Consider the following 21928-nt stretch of genomic DNA (forward strand, 5'->3'; position numbering starts at 1 on the left):
GGAAGAACAATATAATAACCGAAAAAAAGGATGAGGTGGTAAACATGGCTACAGTTTTACAAGCAGATAAACGAAAAGATTTAAGAGGATCAAGATTAACAAACATTCGTAATAAAGGTGAAGTACCGGCAGTTATTTATGGAAAAGCTTTTGGAAATGAACCTGTTAAAGTCGATCAAATGGAATTAATCAAAATGATTCGTGAAAACGGAAGAAATGGTGTTTTTCAATTAGATATTGATGGTCAAAAAACAGATGTAATGGTTTATGATCTTCAAGTAGATACATTAAAAAACGAAATTATTCACGTTGATTTCTACGCAGTAGATATGAAAAGTGAGCTTGATGCAAATGTTACTATACAAGTTGTTGGAGAATCTGTAGGTGTAAAAAATGGAGGTGTTCTTCAACAGTCGCTGTATGAGGTTTCTGTTAAGGCATTACCAAACGATATCCCTGAAAGCATCGAAATAGATGTGAGCTCTTTAGATGTGAATGATTCACTTCAAGTAAAGGATCTAGTGAGTGGTGCTAAGTATGAAGTAAATAATGATCCAGAAGAATCCGTTTTATCTATTCTTCCACCAACAGAAGTACCTGATGAAACAGATGGTGAGGAAGAAGCTTCAGAGCCTGAACTAGTAGCAAATGAAGGAAATGAAGAAACGGAAGAAGAATAATAAATATAGGACAAGAGGTATAGCCGTCCAGGTTATACCTCCTTTTAATAGTTATTAGGTATAGCTATTTTCAGGGTAGACTGCCCATGCAAATGTTGATTTGCACCATTGGGGATGAAAATACTCATCAAGGAGGTTCATCCGTTACTGGTGAATCAATTACGCCTAAGGGCAGCCCGCGTCCTGTGGGCAACTGCGTAATCCTGCCATCCTGGCTGCGCGGGCAATGCTTCAGCCTCCACACTTCGCACTAACGTGCCGAATTGTCGGGTCTTCTGCAATTGCTTTTCCCGCTGGAGTCGTCACCCTTCACTCCTGAACCGTTTCTATTTTCAGGGTAGACTGCCCATGCAAATATTGATTTGCACCATTGGGGGGGGGGGAATACTCATCAAGGAGGTTCATCCGTTACATGCGGAAAGTGAAGTGGTGTGGAACGAATGATTAACATAACCTTTATTTGTTAATACTGCTAAGTTCGATTACACTTATTTTCAGGGTAGACGATAAGCTTGAAAAAGAAATTTAATATGCTAGTCTAGGGGAGAAAATATGTTTTTTAAAAATCTGTTTACTAAGCAAAGGGATGAAAGAGAGGACGTACCAATGAAGCTTGTTGTAGGTCTTGGTAATCCAGGTAATAAGTTTGATCAAACTCGACATAATATTGGTTTTGAAGTTATTGATAAATGCCTCGACCAGTTATCTATCGATTTAGATCAATCAAAATTTAAAGGAATATATGGTTATAAAAAAGTTGGTGATGTAAAATTATATTTATTAAAGCCAATGACTTATATGAATTTATCAGGTGAGTCAATTATTCCTTTAATGAAATATTATAAAATTGAAAAAGAAAATTTATTAGTAGTGTATGATGACCTTGACTTACCCCCTGGAACGATACGTTTACGTCAAAAGGGAAGCCACGGTGGTCATAATGGGATTAAATCAATTATTTCACACTTAGGATCCGATCAATTCAATCGGATTCGTGTTGGTATTGGTAGGCCATCGCAAGGACAGCCTGTACCAGACTATGTGTTAGGTAAATTTAATGAAAATGAACGGAAATTTGTGGACGAAACAGTAGAAAAAGCAGCTAATGCTGTTGAAGCATGGACAACAAACTCTTTTATTAATGTAATGAACGAGTATAATTAAATATAGATATATGGCATAGATTGGTCTGAATCCGTGCATACTTTATAGTATGAAATGCATAGCATGAAAGAGGAGGACCGTCATGGCAATTCATTATTATTGTCGACATTGTTCAAAAAGCATTGGGAAATTAAGTGATTGGGAAGCCGATGATCAAATGTTAGGCTTTAACCAATTAACTGATGAGGACAGAAAGGAAATGATTGAATGTGATTCGCAAGGTCATATTCAGGTTAAGGTTATTTGTGAGGACTGTGAAAGGACTCTACAAGAAAATCCAGACTATCATGCGTTCGAGTCCTTTATCCATTAAGACAAAAATCGACAAGCTTTGGTGCTTCGTGCCAAAGCGTTTTTATGCTGATTTATATAGAAATAGTATTAGAAGAATTAAATCGAGGGGGGATACTAGTGAGAGGGTTTATGGAACAAGTATATAATGGGGATGATGTAACAAGTATTATTGAAGGTATTGAGGCTAACTTATCTGAACAGATGGTCTCAGGCTTAGTTGGTTCAGCTAGGTCTCTTTTACTTGCCACCGTGTTTGAGAAGACAAAAAGATCTCAATTAGTCATAACCCATAATTTATTTCAAGCACAAAAATTATATGATGATTTAGCTTCTCTATTAGGTGATGAGAATGTTTATTTATATCCTGTTAACGAATTAATTGCCTCTGAAATTGCTGTAGCAAGTCCAGAGATGAAAGGTCAACGAATAGAAGCATTAAATCGGTGGGCATCTAAAAAAGACGCAATTATTATTTCACCAATGGCGGGGGTAAGACGATTTTTACCTCCTATTTCATTATGGAAGGATTGCCAACTAGATTTTGAGGTAGGAAAAGATATTGACCTACAAAAAATGTTAGAACAACTTGTAAAGATGGGATTCCAAAGAGTAGAAATGGTTTCAACTCCAGGTGACTTTAGTGTTCGAGGTGGAATAATTGATATTTATCCATTAACAGAAGAAATGCCTCTACGTATAGAACTTTTTGACACGGAAGTAGATTCTATCCGATTTTTTGATGTGGAGACACAACGTTCCATTGATCAAGTTCAAACTATTAAAATAGGACCAGCAAAAGAGGTTCTATTAAATGAAGAGAATTACTTATTAGGAGCAAAGAAACTAGAGAGTGCATTAGGAAATAGCTTAAAAAAAATTAAAGATAAATCAATTAAAGAAAAGATGACTGAGCAAGTAGGACAAGAAGTCTACTGGTTAAAGGAAAACACTTCCTTTGATGCTATGTATAAATATGTCTCCCTTTTCTATGAAAAAAGATTTACTTTACTAGACTACATGCCTGAAAACGGGTCGATTTTCATTGATGAAGTTAGTCGTGTTCAAGAAATGGCAAAGAGTTTAGAAAAAGAGGAAGCTGAATGGCATACAACAATGATTTCGCAAGGTGCTTCTGTTTCAGACTTAGAATTATCAAGACCTTGGGAAAGCATCATAGAAGAGACAAGTTTCCCGAGACTATATTTAAGTTTATTTTTACGACATGTTCCTTCAACAAACCCTAAAAATATAGTAAACATTCAAAGCAAAACGATGCAAAATTTTCACGGACAATTGCACTTACTAAAAAATGAAGTGGATCGTTGGAAGGATGCTAACTATTCGATTACCTTTGTCTGTGGTGATAAAGACCGAGCAGAACGGATGAAGAGAACCCTTGATGATTATGATATTGAGGCTTCTATCGTATCAACTGAAAATCCTCCTTTATCAGGGCAAGCGCAAATTATTACTGGCCAGCTCATGACAGGCTTTGAGCTTCCGATGCAGCGTATGATAATCATTACAGAAGAGGAAGTTTTTACAAAGAAAACAAAAAAGCCAAAAAGAAGACAAAAGCTTTCCAATGCAGAACGTATTAAAAGCTACTCGGAGCTTAAAGTAGGAGACTGGGTTGTACATGTCAATCACGGTATAGGGAAATATTTAGGAATAAAAACGTTAGAAGTGGCTGGTATCCATAAAGATTATATGCATATATCCTATGCAGGAAATGATAAACTTTACGTTCCAGTGGAACAAATTGATCAAGTTCAAAAGTATGTAGGGTCCGAGGATAAAGAGCCGAAGCTTTATGCTTTAGGGGGAAGTGATTGGAAGAAGGTCACGAAAAAGGTACGTTCTTCTGTACAGGATATAGCGGATGATCTGATTAAGCTGTATGCAGAAAGGGAAGCGAGCAAAGGGTTTGCTTTTTCTAAAGATGGTCCTGAGCAGCAAGAATTTGAATCATCATTTCCTTATGAAGAAACAGAAGACCAAATAAGAGCAATTGAAGAAATTAAAGATGATATGGAAAAAGAAAGACCTATGGATCGACTCCTCTGTGGAGATGTTGGGTATGGAAAAACGGAAGTAGCATTGAGGGCAGCTTTTAAAGCGATAATGGATGAGAAACAAGTAGCAATACTAGTTCCAACTACTATTCTTGCTCAACAGCACTATGAAACCATTAGAGAACGTTTTCAAGATTTTGCTGTAAACGTTGGTTTATTAAGTCGCTTTCGTACTAGGAAGGAACAAAAGGAAACGGCAGATGGTTTGAAAAAAGGTGTAGTTGATATAGTAGTGGGAACTCATAGACTACTCTCTAAAGATATTGAATTTAGTGATTTAGGACTGCTTATCGTTGATGAAGAGCAACGATTTGGTGTTACTCATAAGGAAAAGATTAAGAAACTAAAAGCGAATGTAGATGTATTAACATTAACAGCAACTCCTATACCACGTACCCTCCATATGTCTATGCTAGGTGTAAGGGATTTGTCTGTAATTGAAACACCTCCTGAAAACCGATTTCCGGTGCAAACGTATGTGGTAGAGCATAATGATTCTTTAGTTAGAGAAGCAATTGAAAGGGAAATGAGTCGAGGAGGACAGGTATTTTATTTATATAATCGAGTGGAAGATATTGAAACAATAGCAGATAAAATAACGATGCTTGTCCCAGATGCAAATGTTCGTTTTGCACATGGTAAAATGACAGAAACAGAGCTAGAATCGGTTATGCTAGATTTTCTAGAAGGGGACACCGATGTACTCGTTACGACAACCATAATTGAAACAGGTGTAGATATTCCAAATGTAAATACGTTAATAATTAACGATGCTGATAAAATGGGACTTTCACAATTGTACCAGCTAAGAGGGCGTGTTGGACGTTCCAACCGAGTTGCTTATGCTTACTTTACTCATCAACGGGATAAGATTTTAACAGAAATCGCTGAAAAAAGACTACAATCCATTAAAGAATTTACAGAATTAGGTTCTGGCTTTAAAATAGCGATGCGCGATCTATCCATTCGAGGAGCAGGTAATCTTCTTGGAGCAGAGCAGCACGGCTTTATTGCATCTGTAGGTTTTGATTTGTATTCACAAATGCTAAAAGAGGCTATCGATAATAGGAAAGAAGGATTGAACCCGGCTACAGTGGTTGAGGATAAAAAAGAGATCGAAATAGACATTCAAGTAGATGCCTATATTCCTGAAATGTACATTCCTGATTCTAAACAAAAAATCGACATGTATAAACGATTTAAATCCATTGACTCTCAACAGGATATTTTAGAACTAGAAAGTGAAATGCTTGATCGTTTTGGGGATTATCCGAAAGAGGTTCGCTACTTAATACAAGTTGCAAAAATTAAACAATATGGAAAACAGGAAGGTATAGATTCCATCAATGAAAAAAATAAGGAATGTAAAATCATAGTAGGACAAGAAACGACAGATCTTATTGATGGATCTAAATTATTTTCATTAGTAAACGGAATTTCAAATAAGCTAAATTTATCCATGACCGGTGACCAGATTACCATTCATATAAAAAGAAAAACACTATCTGATGGAGAATATTTATCATTGCTAGAAGAAGTTCTTTCGAAGCTAGATGAAGTTCAAAAGGATTTTTCAGAGGAAAGTAAACAAGCGTATATGTAAATTATTTAGGTGAACCGGGCATTAGCTCGGTTCATTTTTATAGACTACCCTGAAAATACGCGGTATAAAAGTTCAACGAAGTATAGACAAATATGCTTATTTTCATCCCCCATGGTGCAAATCTCCACTTGCATGAGAGGTCTCCCCTGAAAATAGATAAACTATTATAAAGATAAACAAATCATTCGTTCCATCCCACTTCGCTTTTACCACAAGGGTTTAAAACCGTATTCATTTTGATTTTTCTTATCATTTCTTAGGTAAATAACAAATTTATTCAACAAATGGTGAATAGTTCTTTTTTTTCGTTTAATAATAAAGACAAGATTCAGCTAACTAAATTGAATACTTGCACGCAAGCATCGACGTGAATACAACAAGGAAAGTGAGGCAACGTAAGTATGAAAGCAACTGGAATTGTTAGACGTATTGATGATTTAGGACGTGTGGTTATTCCGAAAGAAATTCGCCGCACATTAAGAATTCGTGAAGGTGATCCATTAGAGATATTTGTGGATCGTGATGGAGAAGTTATTTTAAAGAAGTACTCTCCTATTTCTGAATTAGGTGATTTTGCTAAGGAATATGCAGATGCATTATATGATAGCTTAAACCATACTGTTTTAATTGCAGACCGTGATACATATATTGCGGTTGCAGGAGGGTCTAAAAAGGAATACCAAAATAAAGGTATTGGTGAACTTGTAGAATCTGCAATGAGTGAACGGAAAACCATGATTGAGGGACAAGCTGGTGAATATCACTTGGCTGGAGATTCAAAGGAGCAAGTGAATGGGTATTGTATTGCTCCAATCATAGCAAATGGTGATCCTATTGGAGCTGTTATTTTAATTGCAAAAGATGGGACAGGCATGGGCGATGTGGAAAAGAAGCTAGCTGAAACTGCAGCTGGATTTTTAGCTAGACAAATGGAACAATAAATTTATACATTATTTAGTTGTAAACACATGTGATCCTTTAAGCAGGAATTCACATGTGTTTTTTAAATGGATTTTTTCAAAGATATAAATGGATTACCTTGAAAATAAATGGCTTCAGTAGTGAAATGCTGTACTACAGTACGAGCATCCCCTTCTCGATTTCACTACGAGCTTTCTCGACGTAGATGAATCCAAAGCAATACTAGTAGAGGGCTGAGGAGTTATCGGCGGAGCCTTGTGCTTTTCTTACATGGAGGAATAAATGGAGTATTTATTATGTAAGCAAACTCAAATTCAAACAATGGAGTAAACGTATGCTATAATGGCTAAGATTAATTATGTACAGTACAGGAGAGATCCAAGGATGAAAGAGGACAAAGTGCTAACTAGTTCGTGGATAAAGGGAGCTTTGTATTTATCCATTGCAACTTTTATTGTTAAAGCATTAAGTGCATTATACAAAGTCCCTTATCAGAATATGACAGGTGATGTAGGGTATTATGTTTATCAGCAAGTCTATCCTTTGTATGGTATTGTATTTGTTTTAGGAACATATGGATACCCACTAGTCCTATCTAAAATGTTAGCTGAAGACAATGAGAAAGGATCTTTCGATGATAGACAGGGACGAATGGATCGAATGATCGTTCTTTTTTTATTTATGCTTATATTTAACGGTATCGCTGGTATATTATTTATAGTATTTGCAACACCTATTGCTTTACTAATGGGAGATGTTCAACTATCCCAACCAATACGCTGGCTAGGATTACCCTTTTTCTTAATACCTTTCTTAGCTCTAGGTAGAGGGTATTTTCAGAGCACGAAAAACATGCTACCAACCGCTTTCTCTCAAGTAAGTGAACAAATGGTACGAATTATTGCCATTTTACTTATTGCTGCATGGGCAATGGGGAAAAATGATCCTTATCTAGCTGGAACGTCAGCTGGAATAGGTGCTTTACTAGGAAGTTTATTTGGAATTATTGTCATGCTTCTATTTTGGAGAAAAGAATATAATAGAAGGGGAAATAAATTATCAATTAAGAATTTTAAACTCCCTCATCATTGGATAAGAGATGGAAAAAGCTTTTTTATTTCAAGCTTTCTTGTGTCTGTAAGTGCAATGGCATTAATCATTTTTCAATTTATTGATTCTTTTTCTATTTACAGGTTATTAATATATGGTGGAATTCGTTCTGAAGAAGCGGCTGTTTTAAAAGGGATTTACGATCGTGGTTGGCCAATGATTCAACTAGGTGCAACAGTAACAACAGTCTTTTCTTATGCTCTCATACCTTACATGGTGAAAGCATATGCAGGAAATGAAAAGAGTAAGCTACAAGAATATGTTAGTCAATCGATCAAGGTTTGTCTTGTTTTTGGTGGGGCCGCTAGTATTGGCTTAATAGCAATTATGAAATACTTGAATCCTATGCTCTTCACAGACCAGTCTGGAACATTAGCATTACAAATGTTAGCTTCTACAGTTTTATCAGGTGCGCTATTTATGACAGTTGCAGCGTTATTACATTCAGTAGGGAAAGCTCGTTACTCTGTATTTCTGTTGGTGATTGGTCTTGGAATAAAAGTGCTAGGAAATGTTGTTTCTATCCCTAGATTTGGTATTGAAGGGGCAGCATTCTCCTCATCTTTTAGCTTTTTGATTATGGCAGTAATTTCACTTGTACTACTTTATAAGTGGAATCTTATAAAACATATACATGGTTTATTTTATGGGAAATGGATATTATCACTTGTTGGGTTAGTTGTTTCTGTGTGGTTAATTCAACAAGGGATGTTAATGATACTACAGTTTGAACAACGAATGATTGACACAATCGTTGCTTTTGGTGGTGCTATGCTTGGGGCTTTTATCTTTTTGGTTATTATATGGAAATTAAAGTTATTTACTAAGTCTGAATGGGAGAGCCTACCAAAGATTTCAAAGCTTCTTCCATACAAATCTTGAAAGGAAAAGGATTGTGGTAATAATGAATAGGGAAATTACAATCGTAGGTTTAGGTGCTGGTGATTTAAATCAGCTTCCTATGGGTATATATCGAAAATTGAAAGAAGCATCCACAATTTTTGTAAGAACAATGGATCATCCTGTAATTGAACAATTAGAACAGGAGGGGCATTCCTTTTCTAGCTTCGATTATGTGTATGAATCTTATGATGCATTTGAAGCTGTATATAAAGAGATTTGTGAGAGGCTGTTGGAGTTAGCTGAGGATGGGCCAATGGTCTATGCAGTTCCAGGTCATCCCTTAGTAGCAGAGTCAACTGTAGAAACGCTATTAGAGTGGGAAAAACAAGATAGAGTGTCATTACATATTATTGGTGGACAGAGTTTTTTAGACCCTATGTTTGCAGCTCTAAAAATCGATCCAATCGATGGATTTCAACTATTAGATGGTACGCAACTTCGACGAGAGATGATACAAATTCGACAGCACGTCATTATTGCACAAGTTTACGATAGTTTTATTGCTTCTGAAGTAAAACTAACACTTATGGAGAAATACCCTGATGATTATGTTGTGTTCATCGTTACTGCTGTTGGTAGTGAAAAGGAATCGATACAACCAGTAAAGCTATATGAATTAGATCGATTAACTACATTGAACAACTTAACGGCTATTTATGTTCCACCTGTAAAAGAAGAAACGCATCTCTACCGAGACTTTGATATGCTTCGACATGTAATCGCTGAATTAAGAGGTCCAAATGGATGTCCTTGGGATAAAGCTCAAACACATGTATCGTTAAAAAAGTATTTAATTGAGGAAGCTTATGAAGTACTTGAAGCAATTGATGAAATGGAAGAAGACCACTTAGTTGAGGAATTAGGGGATGTTTTTCTTCAAGTATTGCTTCATGCACAAATTGGTGAGGATGATGGTTTATTTTCTATAGAAGATATAATTGAAGGATTAACGGAGAAAATGATTCGTAGGCATCCACATGTATTTGGGGATGCGACGGCAAATGACCCAGATAAAGTAGTTACTCAATGGGAAGACATCAAGAAGCAAGAAAAGGCAGGTAATGAAAAAGAAGATAGAAACTCTTCCATTCTCTCGTCCATCCCTCAAGGGCTGCCGAGCTTATTAAAAGCATTAAAGATTCAAAAGAAGGTAGCAAGGGTTGGTTTTGATTGGGGAGAAGAAGCACCAATGTGGATGAAGCTTCAAGAAGAAATATCAGAATGGTTTCAAGCATTAAAAGAGGGAAATAGTGAAGAGGCGGCGAAAGAATTAGGGGACGTATTATTTGCCTTTGTTAATATTGCTCGTTTCCATGACATAGATCCTGAAGAAGCTTTGAGACAAACAAATGAAAAATTCATTCGTCGTTTTCAGTACATTGAGAAAGAGCTTAGGGGTCAAGGGGAAAAGTTAGATGATCAAACTCTAGATACGTTAGATGCCTTATGGAATGAAGCAAAAACAAAGGAATAGTTGTTAAAGGGGAGTATACAAAATGAGACTAGATAAATTTTTAAAGGTTTCACGTTTAATTAAAAGACGGACGATGGCAAAGGAGGTTTCTGACCAAGGACGGGTTGAGGTAAATGGTCAAACAGCTAAAGCTGGAACGAATGTAAAAGTAGGAGATGAAATTGGCATTAAATTAGGTCAGAAAAAAATTGTCGTCCGAGTAGAACGTATAGAGGAAATGATGAGGAAAGACGAAGCAAATAGTTTATATTCACTATTAAAGGAAGAACGACTTGATGATTGAGTATGAAATTAAACCCATGCAAGAATAAAATAATATAAGAGGCTTGTTCTAATCTTTTTTCCTAGCTCATACATATTAGCAAAGGTTGTTTGAGGAGGGAAAATAAGATGGAGCATTCCTATGGCTATACAACGAATGGACAAGGTGGTAGAAAACCAGGAGACCATCAAATAACAATGCGTGGACGAAAGATTTTAGACATAACTGGGGTAAAGCAAGTAGAAAGCTTTGATAATGAAGAGTTCTTACTTGAGACAGATATGGGGTTTCTTTCTATACGTGGTCAACATCTTCAAATGAAAAATTTAGATGTTGAACAAGGAAATGTTTCAATTCAAGGACGAGTAGATGATTTAGTGTACTTGGATGAACACCATAGCGGTAAATCTAAAGGCTTGTTTGGGAAGTTGTTCAAGTGACACTAGAAGTACAGTTCTTATCAATGCTAGCAAGTGTTGGAGTAGGAATATGGTTCGGGGCTTCCTTTGACACATATAAACGCTTTATAGGGAGTCCCCAGCGTTTTCGCTGGACTTTATTAGTAAATGATATCTTATTTTGGTTAGTACAAGCACTTATCTTTTTCTATGTACTTCTCCAGGTTAACCAAGGTGAGGTTCGTTTTTATTTGTTTTTAGCGGTGTTACTAGGGTATTCCATTTACCGTTCATTATTTGAAAAAATTTATCTTCGAATTCTTGAATGGATGATCCATTTTACTGTTAAAACATATAACATCATTGCTAACGCGATAAAAGTCCTAGTAATCAATCCAATAAAATGGTTATTGAAAGTCCTCCTAAGCTTGAGTATGATATTACTAACAACAATTTGGAGAATTATCTATATTTTATTTAGAATTATCATCTTTCCAGTTCGTTGGATTGCTAATAAATATGTCCAAGCCTATGGTAATCCTTTAGAATCCTTTATTAACAGACTAAAAAGAGTAGTAAATAATGTGAAAAAACAGTGTAGAAAAATAGTTAATAAATTTAGTGGGAAGAGGTGAAGTCATATGAATAGTAATCAGAAGGGGAATGTAAAGCGGCTTACTACAGAATATATGGAAAAACAAGGACTCCTTCAAGAGCAAAAATTAAAACGGCGTAAAGGTTTAAGAAGACGCTTATCAGTCTATGCTATTGGATTTTCAGTGTTTTTTGTTTTAATAGGCATTACGTTAATGAATCAACAAACTGCTATACAAGAACAAAATGTAGAAAAGCAATTGCTAGAAGAAGAGCTACTATCCCTTCAAAATAAAGAATCAGATCTTAGAGAAGAAATTGAGCTTCTTCAAGACCCAGAATACATTGCGGAAATTGCTAGAAGAGATTACTATTTGACCTTTCCCAATGAAACTTTGTTCCAACTTCACCAGTCTTCTACTTCTTCACGTTGACATGACTCTTTAGTAATAGGTATAATAAAATAAAATGAATTTTTTTTTAAGACATTTAAGGAGGAGCATTTTTTTCATGTCAATAGAAGTAGGCAGCAAGTTGCAAGGTAAAGTTACCGGTATAACAAATTTCGGAGCTTTTGTTGAATTGCCTGGCGGTTCGACTGGCTTAGTACACATTAGTGAAGTAGCTGATAACTACGTTAAAGACATTAACGAGTTTTTAACAGTAGGAGATGAAGTTGAAGTAAAAGTTTTAAATGTAGAAAGTGATGGTAAAATTGGACTTTCTATTCGAAAAGCGAAAGAAGCACCACCATCTGAAAAACCTGTAAGATCTGAACATCGTCCACAAAAACGAGGTTCACGTAATAACAACAATAATAATAACCGACCACAACGTTCCATGACATTTGAGGATAAAATGAGTCGATTCTTAAAAGACAGTGAAGAACGTTTAACCTCGCTGAAACGGAATACAGAATCTAAGCGTGGAGGTCGAAATTCCAAAAGGGGATAACCTTGCTGCTAAATAGATATATTAAACATCAACACTTGCCAAATAGGCAAGTGTTTTATTTATTGTTTAGAAATTTAAAAATTCTCTCATGTAAATGAATTTTAGAATAAAAAATTTTAAAAAAGATGAACATTATTTTCGATTCCAGAGGAAGACGACAACTCTAGCGATGAGCATATGCTTCACGATTATGCTTCGAGTTGTCTCGATGCACTTAACAACAGAGCAATACTAGTGGAGGCAGAGACAGGACAGCGTAATTGATACGTCTGTAGTAGCGGAGATTGAATTAAATATAAACTTTTTGTATAAATATTCGTGTTTTAGAAAGAAATAAAGAATTATGAAATTGACTCATGTAGATAACTTTTTCAAAAAATTGCTAGCTTCAGGCGCCTTGCGCTTTTCTTATTGACTTTTTACAGGTAGTACTTCTTTTTATCCGAAATAAAATAATGGCAATAAATATCAAATTTTCAACATAGCTAAATTATATAGCTTAATATGATAAAAATCTTCCGAGGTTCTTCGTCATTTTCATTCATTATGTGTTTTTTTACAAAAATAATAAGGACTATCCTAAAATAGAATATTACTTCCTCGTAAATCCCGTTATAAATGGGTTATGAACTAATTAAGTTGAAACTATTAATCATATGACAAATGATTAAGGGAACAAACGATCTGTAGGATCACCTATTACTAGGACGTTTATCGCAGATTATCGTCGAACACTTTTTTATTTTAGAATTGTTGTTTTGACAAAATCTTCATTCTAAACGTGTTTATAATGTTACCACGATATGAGACAGGTGGTGAAAGGATTGTTACATCGTTTAGCATTAAAGACCGTTGGTGGACAAGCTGAAGCATTTATTAATGGAGGTGTATCCACAAAAAAAGTTCGAAAAAAAGAAACGGAATTTGATAGGACGACAGGACACTCGTATAAAACAACCTTAATTATTTTAGGATTAGGATTTTTATTAGGAAGATCAGTTATTCTTTTTCAGCTGCTTCCTTTCGTTATCCCTTTTTTAGCAGTTATCTTTCATTGGAGAAAAGAATATACAGTAGTTGCAGTATTAGCTTTAATAGTTGGATCTACAAGTATTTCATTCCTCTATGCAGGACAAACTGTTGTTGCTATTATGTTTTATTTTTTGGTTCAAGGAGTGACTAATTCTTTTTCAAACGAGAAAAAGCTTATTCCACTTACCGTATTTATTTCTGTTTTATCAGCAAGATATTTAGGTTTTATTATCATGGATGGGCACTCGTGGTACCATGTACTCACATCTATAATAGAAGCTGGAATGGCAATGGTTGTCACAATGATTTTCTTTCAAAGTATTCCGTTAATCTTTGAGAGAAAGAAAAAAATATCTTTAAAACATGAGGAAATTGTTTGTCTAGTAATATTATTAGCATCCTTAATGACAGGGACAGTTGGCTGGCTCATCTTCCAATTATCAGTGGAGCAAATTATTGCTAGATATATAGTACTAATTTTTGCATTTGTTGGTGGGGCTGCAATTGGATCTACCGTTGGTGTGGTAACTGGCTTAGTACTTAGTTTAGCCAATGTGGCTAACCTTTTTTATATGAGTCTTCTTGCATTTTCAGGTTTGTTAGGAGGGCTCCTAAAAGAAGGAAAAAAAATATCTGTTGCTATTGGATTAATTATCGCAACATTACTTATGGGGATGTATGGAGATAATCAAGTTTCAATGGGATTATCTCTTTATGAAAGCTTAGTTGCCATAGCATTATTTTTAGTTACACCAAAAAAATGGACAACTCATATTTCCAAGTTTATTCCTGGGACCCCTGAGCATTCACAAGAACAACAACAATATTTAAGAAAAATACGTGATGTAACTGCAGGGAAAGTAGAACAATTTTCTAACTTATTTTTAAGCTTATCGAAGAGCTTTTCTTTATTAGATACAAAGGGAGATAAGACGACAGAGGAAAGGGAAGTTGACTTGTTTTTAAGTCGTGTAACTGAACAAACATGTCAAACATGTATGAAAAAACATCAGTGTTGGACGAAAAAGTTTTCTGATACTTATGGATTGATGGAACAACTAATGCGGGAATGTGAACAAGAAGGGGAAGTGTCAAATCGGAAATTATTAACAGAATGGAATCATCATTGTATTATAGGTGATCGTGTCGTTGATGCCATGAAAAAGGAACTTAATCAACATTATGCTAGTAAACAGTTAAAGCAACAATTAATTGAAAGTAGACGATTAGTTGCGGATCAATTAAAAGGTGTATCTAAGGTAATGGAGGACTTTGCAAAGGATATTCAAAGAGAAAAGAAAGCTCATGAAAAACAAGAATCAGAAATTATGGAAGCTATACAACGGGCTGGTATTGATGTAGAAGGTGTAGATGTATATAGCTTGCAAACTGGAAGTGTAGATATTGATATTACCTTGCTTAGTAATTCTTACAACGAAGGAGAGAAGATTGTAGCGCCTTTATTATCTGATATATTACAGGAAACCATTATTGTAAAGCATGTTGAAGGAGCATCTATATCAGGGGATGAATCAAGGATTACATTTGGATCTACAAAAGCTTTTGTAGTTAAAGAAGGAGTTGCCCACGCAGCAAAAGGTGGTAGATTAGTCTCTGGAGATAGCTATTCAACAATGGAATTAGGTGCCGGGAAATATGCCATTGCAATAAGTGATGGAATGGGTAATGGAACAAGAGCACATATTGAGAGTCAAGAAACAATCGGTCTATTAAAAAATATTCTCCGATCTGGTATTGAAGAAACAGTTGCAATTAAATCAATAAATTCTATCTTATCATTACGTTCGGATGAAGAGGTATTTTCCACACTTGATTTATCGATGATTGATTTGCAGGATGGCTTTGTAAAGTTTTTAAAAGTAGGGTCTATTCCGAGTTATATTAAAAGAGGAGATAACGTTAAAGCAGTAGAAGCAGGTAACTTACCAATAGGAATTATACAAGAATTGGATGTTGACGTTGTTACGGAGCAGTTAAAGGCTGGAGATCTCTTGATCATGATGAGTGATGGTATCTATGAGGCGCCAGTAGTGGCAGAAAATAAAGATATTTGGATGAAGAGAATAATTAAAGAGTTAGAAACGGAAGATCCACAGGATATTGCAGATATTTTAATGGAACGTGTAATAAGGGAAAGTGGAAATGTAATTCATGATGATATGACGATCGTTGTTGCAAAACTAGATCATCATCTACCAAAATGGGCTACGATTTCAGTACCATATGAGAAAAAAGCTTAATAATATATGAGCTGTGGAGTATAATCTCTCTCAATCTTGTAAATGCTATTAGCAATTAGAAGATTGGAGGGGTTACTGTGAGTAAGGGGACGTTAAGACAAATTCTACTTTTAACAGATGGATGTTCAAATACGGGAGACGATCCAATTGCTATATCTGCTTTAGCAAAAGAAGAGGGTATTACAGTAAATGTAATAGGGATTGTAGATCAAGGCCACTTAAATGAGCAAGGAATTTCTGAAATTGAAGCAATAGCCGATTCAGGTGGAGGTATTAGTCAAATCGTATATGCTAAACAGCTATCACAAACGGTTCAAATGGTAACAAGGAAAGCGATGACACAAACGATTCATGGTGTTGTAAATAAAGAAATATCTCAAATCTTAGGTGAAGAAAAAGAGTTAGAGGATTTGGAGCCAGAAAAGCGAGGTCAACTAATGGAAGTAGTTGATGAACTCGGGGAAACGATGGATTTAGACATTTTTATTTTGGTAGATACAAGTGCTAGTATGAAAAATAAACTACCAATGGTTCAAGAAGCTTTAATAGATTTATCTGTTAGTCTTCGATCGCGTACGGGTATTAACAATTTTGCTCTGTATTCATTTCCTGGGAAAAGAAAAGAAGTAGATAAATTAATTCAGTGGACACCTCATTTTGACTCTTTATCAGGAGCATTCAAAAAGATGTCTACATCTGGAGTTACCCCTACTGGACCAGCGTTGCAAGAAGCAGTGCGTCTCTTTCAAAAGAGAATGAAGAAGAGAGGAACAGATGAAGATGAGAGATTCGATCTCGAAGAAACAGGAATGTAAACTACTTCCTAATCAACGAGTCGTAGGGAAGTGGCATAAAAACTCTTATCGAATCATAAAGCAATTAGGCTATGGAGCTACTGGAACAGTATATTTAGCGGAATTTGGTAATGAATTAGTTGCGTTAAAAATAGCAAGTGACTCCATGTCCATATCCTCTGAGGTTAATGTTCTTCGTCATTTTTCCAAGGTCCAAGGTCCAAGCCTTGGACCTCATTTTATTGATACAGATGATTTTGTGACAACTCAAGGTGTATATCCATTCTATGTGATGGAATATATACAAGGTGAGTCATTTCTTCCTTTTGTTCGACAACGGGGAGCCGAATGGGTTGGTATATTAATCGTTCAACTTTTAAAGGATTTAGAGAAGCTTCATCAAGAAGGATGGGTATTTGGTGATCTAAAGCCTGAAAATTTATTAGTAACCAAAAAGCCATATCAGGTTAGATGGATCGATGTTGGTGGTATGACAAGAGTAGGAAGAAGCATAAAAGAATATACCGAGTTTTTTGATCGGGGGTATTGGGGTTTAGGAAGTAGAAAAGCGGAAACTTCGTATGATTTATTTTCTGTAGCAATGCTCATAATCAATCGTAGCTATCCTGCTAGGTTCGAGAAAAAGGGCCATGATAGTCTACGAACACTTCTAACGAAATTTCGAGAAAAGACTGAATTAAAGCCTTATGAATCTATCTTTCGAAAAGGAATTAAAGGAGAGTATAGTAGTGGACTAGTTATGCGTAAGGAATTAATCCAGATTATTCAAACGACTAGCTTTACACCACAAGTTGAAAAACAATTAAAAAGTCCGTTGAGAAAACAACAAAAAGGTCTTAAAAAAAAGAAAAGAAAGAAAAAAAAGCTTCATATTGTTGGATTTATGGAAACATTAGTTGTAGCCTCTTTTCTTCTCATTATATATATTCTATACTTATTTGGACAAACGATGTAAGCTTCTATACTATAGTCATTTAGTGTAATCTAATAGGACGGATAACCGATGAGAGTAGGTGGAATAATGGGGAAAGCAGATGATGTCATGGACATCTGCTTACTTGCTGGGGAAATCATGCTTAAGTATGGGGCAGAGACGTACCGAGTGGAAGAAACGTTAGAACGGATGTCAAAAGCAGCATCTTTTACTAATGTACATTGTTTTGCAACGACTACTGGAATTTTTTTATCATTTGAAGAGAAAAAAGAAAAAGAAGATCTCATGCAGATGGTGCGAATTGATGATCGTATGCAAGACTTAAGTAAAGTAACAGATGTAAATCAAGTTTCAAGAGAATTTGTTGCAGGTGAGCTAACGGTGGAAGAGGCTCGTCAAAAACTAAATGCCATTGCTAATGCTCCAATGGAATACCCCCTTTGGTTAATACATATAGCCTCAGGGGTTGCAGGTGGTGGGTTTTCTTACTTGTTTGGTGGAGGTTGGTTTGACCTCTTTCCTGCTTTTTTAGCAGCAGTTGTATCGAGTATCGTTGTCGTGGAATTTGAACGATATTTAAAAGTACGATTTGCTGCAGAATTTACTGCTGCTTTTTTTGGAGGTTCAACAGCAATTATTCTTGTATACATAGGATTTGGAAGTAATCTTGATCAAGTTATCATCGGATCGTTAATGCCATTAGTACCTGGTGTTCCCTTAACGAATGCAGTTCGAGACTTAATGTCTGGTGATTTAGTAGCAGGTGTAAGTCGAGGGGCTGAAGCACTACTTACATCCTTGTCTATTGCAAGTGGTATTGCATTGACAATCTCTATCTTTCTTTAAAAGGAGTGCTTAGTAAATGCATTTAATTACTGAACTTTTCATTACTTTTATTGCAATAGTGGCATTCGGTATCATTTTTAGTATTCCGAAACGAGCACTCTTATTTGGTGGAACGATAGGAATGATAACATGGGGAGTTCTGCAAAGCGGACTTCTTCTAGGTACGTCATCTGTTTTTTCTACAGCGATTGCTTCTTTAACCGCAGCAATTATTTCTCATTTCCTTGCTAAGAAAATAAGAATACCAGTAACGGCACTTTCTATTCCTGGAATTTTACCTTTAGTTCCCGGGAGTCGAGCTTATTTTACGATGTTATCATTTGTTGAAGGTGATTATCTAACTGGGCTAGAATATGGTGTAGAAACAATGCTTCAAGCTGGAGCTATAGCAGCAGGTCTCGTCTTTGCATTAGCCATATTCTCATTTGGGAAAGGGATTGGTCATCGTTATGAACCAAACCGTTAAATCATTTATAGAAAAACATCAGTTGATTTGTGAAAATGACCATATATTAGTTGCTGTATCAGGTGGGCCTGATAGTATGGCTCTTATTCATTATCTTCATAAAGAACATAAAAAAAACATGAAGTTATCTGTTGCCCATGTGGAACATGGATTAAGAGGGAAACCTTCTCTAGAAGACCTAGAGTTTGTTAAAAGCTATTGCGAAAAGGAAGGCATCCCTTTTTATTTTCATCAACCAGATGTAAAAAGTATAAAAAAAGAGCATAACTTTTCAACACAGGAAGCAGCTAGATTTTGTCGCTATACATGGTTTGAGAAGCTTATGGGAGACATTAGAGCAACAAAGCTAGCAATGGCTCATCATGGGGATGATCAAATTGAAACAGTTTTAATGAGACAAGTTCGTGGTAGTGTATCTAGTTTAAAAGGAATTCCTGTGAAGCGGGTGTTCAGTAGTGGGGAGATTATTCGACCATTACTATGCTTGAATAAAGATGAAATTCTTACCTACTGTGAGAAGAATAATATTATATTTCGAGTAGATGAAACAAACGAAACAAATACGTACAAAAGAAATAGATTTCGTTCTTCAATATTACCTTTCCTGAAAAAAGAGAACCCTCAGGTACATAGGACATTTCAACGACAAAGTGAATGGTTTAAAGAAGAGGACGATTTGTTACATTCATTAGCTGAAGAAAGAATAAAGGATTTGATAACGAAAAAGGTGAAGGATTGTATCACTTTACATATAAATCCTTTTATATCCATGGCAAGACCTTTACAAAGAAGAGGAGTTCATCTAATATTAAACTATCTGTCTGTAGATGCTTCTCGCTATATTACAGCTGACCATATTGATGATATTGTGACACTAATGAGTAAAGGGTTTCCATCTGGTTCCCTTCATTTACCCAATGATATCATTGTAGAAAAGTCATATAATGAATGTCTTTTTTTCATAAATACACATAATGAAGTGTACAACCCTATATCTATTAGAGAAATACCATTTTCAGGCATGGTTAATTTAAAAAAGGGAAAGATAAAAGCAACGATTGCTAATGAATGGGAGGGGTCTAATCATAATAATGCAGTATTCTTAGCTGATATAGAAAAGCTTTCCACCCCTTTATTTGTTCGTTCTAGAGAGAATGGAGATAAAATGAAACCATTAGGACTAAAGGGGACGAAGAAGATAAAGGATATTTTTATGGATGCTAAGATCCCTATAAGAGAACGAGAGGAATGGCCAATCGTTGTAGATAATAGGGGAGAAATAATCTGGATACCGTTTTTAAAGAGATACAATGAAGCACTTGTAGATGAGGAAACGGATAGAATTTTAATTTTGCAATATAATCATAATGAATAGAAATACATAGAAAAAACGTAAGTATATGTTTTATTTTAGGAGGGTCTAATACAAGATATGAGAGAAGATATTCAGGAAGTGTTGATTTCGGAAGAGGAAATTCAACAAAAAGTAAGGGAATTAGGTAAGCAAATAACGGAAGAATATGAAGGAAGATTTCCACTTGTTATTGGTGTGTTAAAGGGGTCCTTACCTTTTATGGGAGATCTCATTCAAAGAATTGATACGCATATTGAAATGGATCTAATGGATGTATCTAGTTATGGGAATGATACTGTTTCCTCTGGAGAAGTTAAAATAGTAAAGGATTTAAATACCTCAGTAGAAGGGCGAGATGTTCTAATATTAGAGGATATTATTGATAGTGGTTTAACGTTAAGCTACCTAGTTAAATTATTTCATTATCGAAAAGCTAATTCTGTAAAAATTGTTACTCTTCTAGATAAGCCTGAAGGTAGAAAAGTAGACCTTGTACCAGATATGGTCGGTTTTATCGTCCCAGATGAATTTGTTGTAGGTTATGGGTTAGACTATGCGGAACGCTATCGTAATCTTCCATATATAGGAATATTAAAACCGGAGATTTATGAAAGTTAATATTAATTGTAGTAAAACATATTTATATGGTAGTATTATTTAAGTGATTTTTTAGCCGTGGGAGGAGGTAAAGAATGAATCGAATTTTTCGAAATACGATATTTTATCTATTAATTTTCTTAGTGATTGTGGGGATTGTAAGTGTATTTCAAGGTCCACAAGAGGATACTGAGGAAATAAGTTTTAATACATTCCAAGAATATTTGGAAGAAGGTTCAATTGAATCGTTAAATATTCAACCGAGACTAGATGTATATACAGTAACAGGTGAATTAAATGGATCTGTTGATTCTGAATATGAATACTTTGTTGTAAATGTTCCGGATGTTGCATCCGTATTAGAACAAATAATGGCAACCGATCAAGCGGAATTAATATGGCAGGAAGCGGATCAACCTAGTGGATGGGTGAACTTCTTTACCGCAATTATACCGTTTGTAATTATCTTTATTCTCTTCTTCTTCTTATTGAGCCAAGCTCAAGGTGGCGGAAGCCGTGTAATGAACTTCGGTAAGAGTAAGGCGAAGCTAGTAAGTGAGGATAAGAAAAAAGCGCGCTTTAAGGATGTTGCTGGTGCAGATGAGGAGAAACAGGAATTAGTTGAAGTTGTTGATTTCTTAAAGGATCCTCGTAAATTCTCACAAATTGGTGCTCGAATTCCTAAAGGGGTTCTATTAGTAGGACCACCTGGTACTGGTAAAACATTACTTGCTCGTGCTGTAGCTGGTGAAGCGGGAGTTCCATTCTTCTCCATCAGTGGTTCAGATTTCGTGGAAATGTTTGTTGGTGTTGGTGCATCGCGTGTTCGTGATTTATTTGAAAATGCTAAAAAGAATGCACCTTGTATTATCTTTATAGATGAAATTGATGCAGTTGGTCGACGTCGTGGTGCTGGTTTAGGTGGTGGACACGATGAACGTGAACAAACATTGAACCAATTATTAGTTGAAATGGACGGATTTGGAGTGAATGAGGGGATAATCCTTATTGCAGCTACTAACCGTGCAGATATTCTTGATCCAGCTTTATTACGTCCGGGACGTTTTGACCGTCAAATTATGGTAGGTCGTCCAGATGTAATTGGCCGTGAAGAGGTATTAAAAGTACATGCGAGAAACAAGCCTTTAGCAGAAGATGTTGATCTTAAAACAATTGCTCAAAGAACTCCTG

At 35.6% G+C, this 21928-nt stretch carries 20 protein-coding genes; all 20 read left to right on the plus strand.

The genetic code is table 11. The features are described 5' to 3' along the window. Positions 1-44 precede the first annotated feature (44 nt). Complete coding sequence (locus QA612_RS21225) at positions 45-680, plus strand: 50S ribosomal protein L25/general stress protein Ctc (protein ID WP_278285841.1); 636 nt, start codon at positions 45-47, stop codon at positions 678-680. A gap of 606 nt (positions 681-1286) precedes the next feature. Further along, a complete protein-coding gene (pth, locus tag QA612_RS21230) occupies positions 1287-1844 on the plus strand; it encodes an aminoacyl-tRNA hydrolase (RefSeq protein ID WP_278285858.1) in 558 nt (185 codons plus the stop codon). Positions 1845-1926: 82 nt separating this feature from the next. Beyond that, entirely contained in the window at positions 1927-2157 is a 231-nt protein-coding gene (fin, locus tag QA612_RS21235; RefSeq protein WP_278285842.1) for an anti-sigma-F factor Fin, read from the plus strand. Positions 2158-2255: 98 nt separating this feature from the next. Then, positions 2256-5816 carry a transcription-repair coupling factor gene (mfd, locus tag QA612_RS21240; RefSeq protein WP_481804465.1) on the plus strand — a complete coding sequence of 1187 codons (3561 nt, stop codon included), beginning with the start codon at positions 2256-2258 and terminating at the stop codon, positions 5814-5816. A 401-nt stretch (positions 5817-6217) separates the two neighbouring features. Continuing rightward, positions 6218-6757 (plus strand): stage V sporulation protein T, encoded by a 540-nt coding sequence (gene spoVT / locus QA612_RS21245; RefSeq protein ID WP_278285843.1) that lies wholly within the window; start codon positions 6218-6220, stop codon positions 6755-6757. Positions 6758-7121: 364 nt separating this feature from the next. Beyond that, a complete protein-coding gene (locus QA612_RS21250; RefSeq protein WP_278285844.1) occupies positions 7122-8729 on the plus strand; it encodes a putative polysaccharide biosynthesis protein in 1608 nt (535 codons plus the stop codon). 22 nt (positions 8730-8751) lie between these two features. Then, on the plus strand, positions 8752-10224 hold the full coding sequence (yabN, locus tag QA612_RS21255; protein ID WP_278285845.1) for a bifunctional methyltransferase/pyrophosphohydrolase YabN: 1473 nt from the start codon (positions 8752-8754) through the stop codon (positions 10222-10224). A 22-nt stretch (positions 10225-10246) separates the two neighbouring features. Next, positions 10247-10507: an RNA-binding S4 domain-containing protein gene (locus tag QA612_RS21260; RefSeq protein ID WP_278285846.1), complete on the plus strand. Its 261-nt coding sequence runs from the start codon at positions 10247-10249 to the stop codon at positions 10505-10507. Between the two features lie 107 nt (positions 10508-10614). Beyond that, positions 10615-10926, plus strand: coding sequence for a sporulation protein YabP (gene yabP / locus QA612_RS21265; protein WP_278285847.1), 312 nt, complete (start codon positions 10615-10617; stop codon positions 10924-10926). Then, complete coding sequence (yabQ, locus tag QA612_RS21270) at positions 10923-11519, plus strand: spore cortex biosynthesis protein YabQ (RefSeq protein ID WP_278285848.1); 597 nt, start codon at positions 10923-10925, stop codon at positions 11517-11519. The genes yabP and yabQ overlap by 4 nt, the downstream gene beginning before the upstream one ends. A gap of 6 nt (positions 11520-11525) precedes the next feature. Then, a complete protein-coding gene (locus tag QA612_RS21275) occupies positions 11526-11912 on the plus strand; it encodes an FtsB family cell division protein (RefSeq protein WP_278285849.1) in 387 nt (128 codons plus the stop codon). Positions 11913-11988: 76 nt separating this feature from the next. Then, entirely contained in the window at positions 11989-12432 is a 444-nt protein-coding gene (locus tag QA612_RS21280) for a S1 domain-containing RNA-binding protein (protein WP_278285850.1), read from the plus strand. A gap of 803 nt (positions 12433-13235) precedes the next feature. Continuing rightward, positions 13236-15725, plus strand: coding sequence for a stage II sporulation protein E (spoIIE, locus tag QA612_RS21285; RefSeq protein ID WP_481804466.1), 2490 nt, complete (start codon positions 13236-13238; stop codon positions 15723-15725). A 77-nt stretch (positions 15726-15802) separates the two neighbouring features. Continuing rightward, positions 15803-16540, plus strand: a complete 738-nt coding sequence (locus tag QA612_RS21290) for a vWA domain-containing protein (RefSeq protein ID WP_278285852.1) — start codon at positions 15803-15805, stop codon at positions 16538-16540. Continuing rightward, positions 16500-17495, plus strand: a complete 996-nt coding sequence (locus tag QA612_RS21295) for a protein kinase domain-containing protein (protein ID WP_347568892.1) — start codon at positions 16500-16502, stop codon at positions 17493-17495. The genes QA612_RS21290 and QA612_RS21295 overlap by 41 nt, the downstream gene beginning before the upstream one ends. Before the next feature lie 48 nt (positions 17496-17543). Further along, positions 17544-18320 (plus strand): threonine/serine exporter family protein, encoded by a 777-nt coding sequence (locus QA612_RS21300; RefSeq protein ID WP_278285853.1) that lies wholly within the window; start codon positions 17544-17546, stop codon positions 18318-18320. A 16-nt stretch (positions 18321-18336) separates the two neighbouring features. After that, the gene (locus tag QA612_RS21305) at positions 18337-18786 is read left to right on the plus strand and encodes a threonine/serine exporter family protein (protein ID WP_278285854.1); all 450 of its coding nucleotides are present in this window, start codon (positions 18337-18339) and stop codon (positions 18784-18786) included. Next, positions 18770-20161 carry a tRNA lysidine(34) synthetase TilS gene (gene tilS / locus QA612_RS21310; RefSeq protein ID WP_278285855.1) on the plus strand — a complete coding sequence of 464 codons (1392 nt, stop codon included), beginning with the start codon at positions 18770-18772 and terminating at the stop codon, positions 20159-20161. The genes QA612_RS21305 and tilS overlap by 17 nt, the downstream gene beginning before the upstream one ends. 57 nt (positions 20162-20218) lie before the next feature. Continuing rightward, complete coding sequence (hpt, locus tag QA612_RS21315) at positions 20219-20758, plus strand: hypoxanthine phosphoribosyltransferase (RefSeq protein WP_278285856.1); 540 nt, start codon at positions 20219-20221, stop codon at positions 20756-20758. 74 nt (positions 20759-20832) lie between these two features. Continuing rightward, on the plus strand, positions 20833-21928 hold a 1096-nt coding region (locus tag QA612_RS21320), incomplete at its 3' end, for an ATP-dependent metallopeptidase FtsH/Yme1/Tma family protein (RefSeq protein WP_278285857.1).

Source organism: Evansella sp. AB-P1 (assembly GCF_029688925.1).
In the GTDB taxonomy this organism is placed as follows: Bacteria; Bacillota; Bacilli; order Bacillales; family Salisediminibacteriaceae; genus Evansella.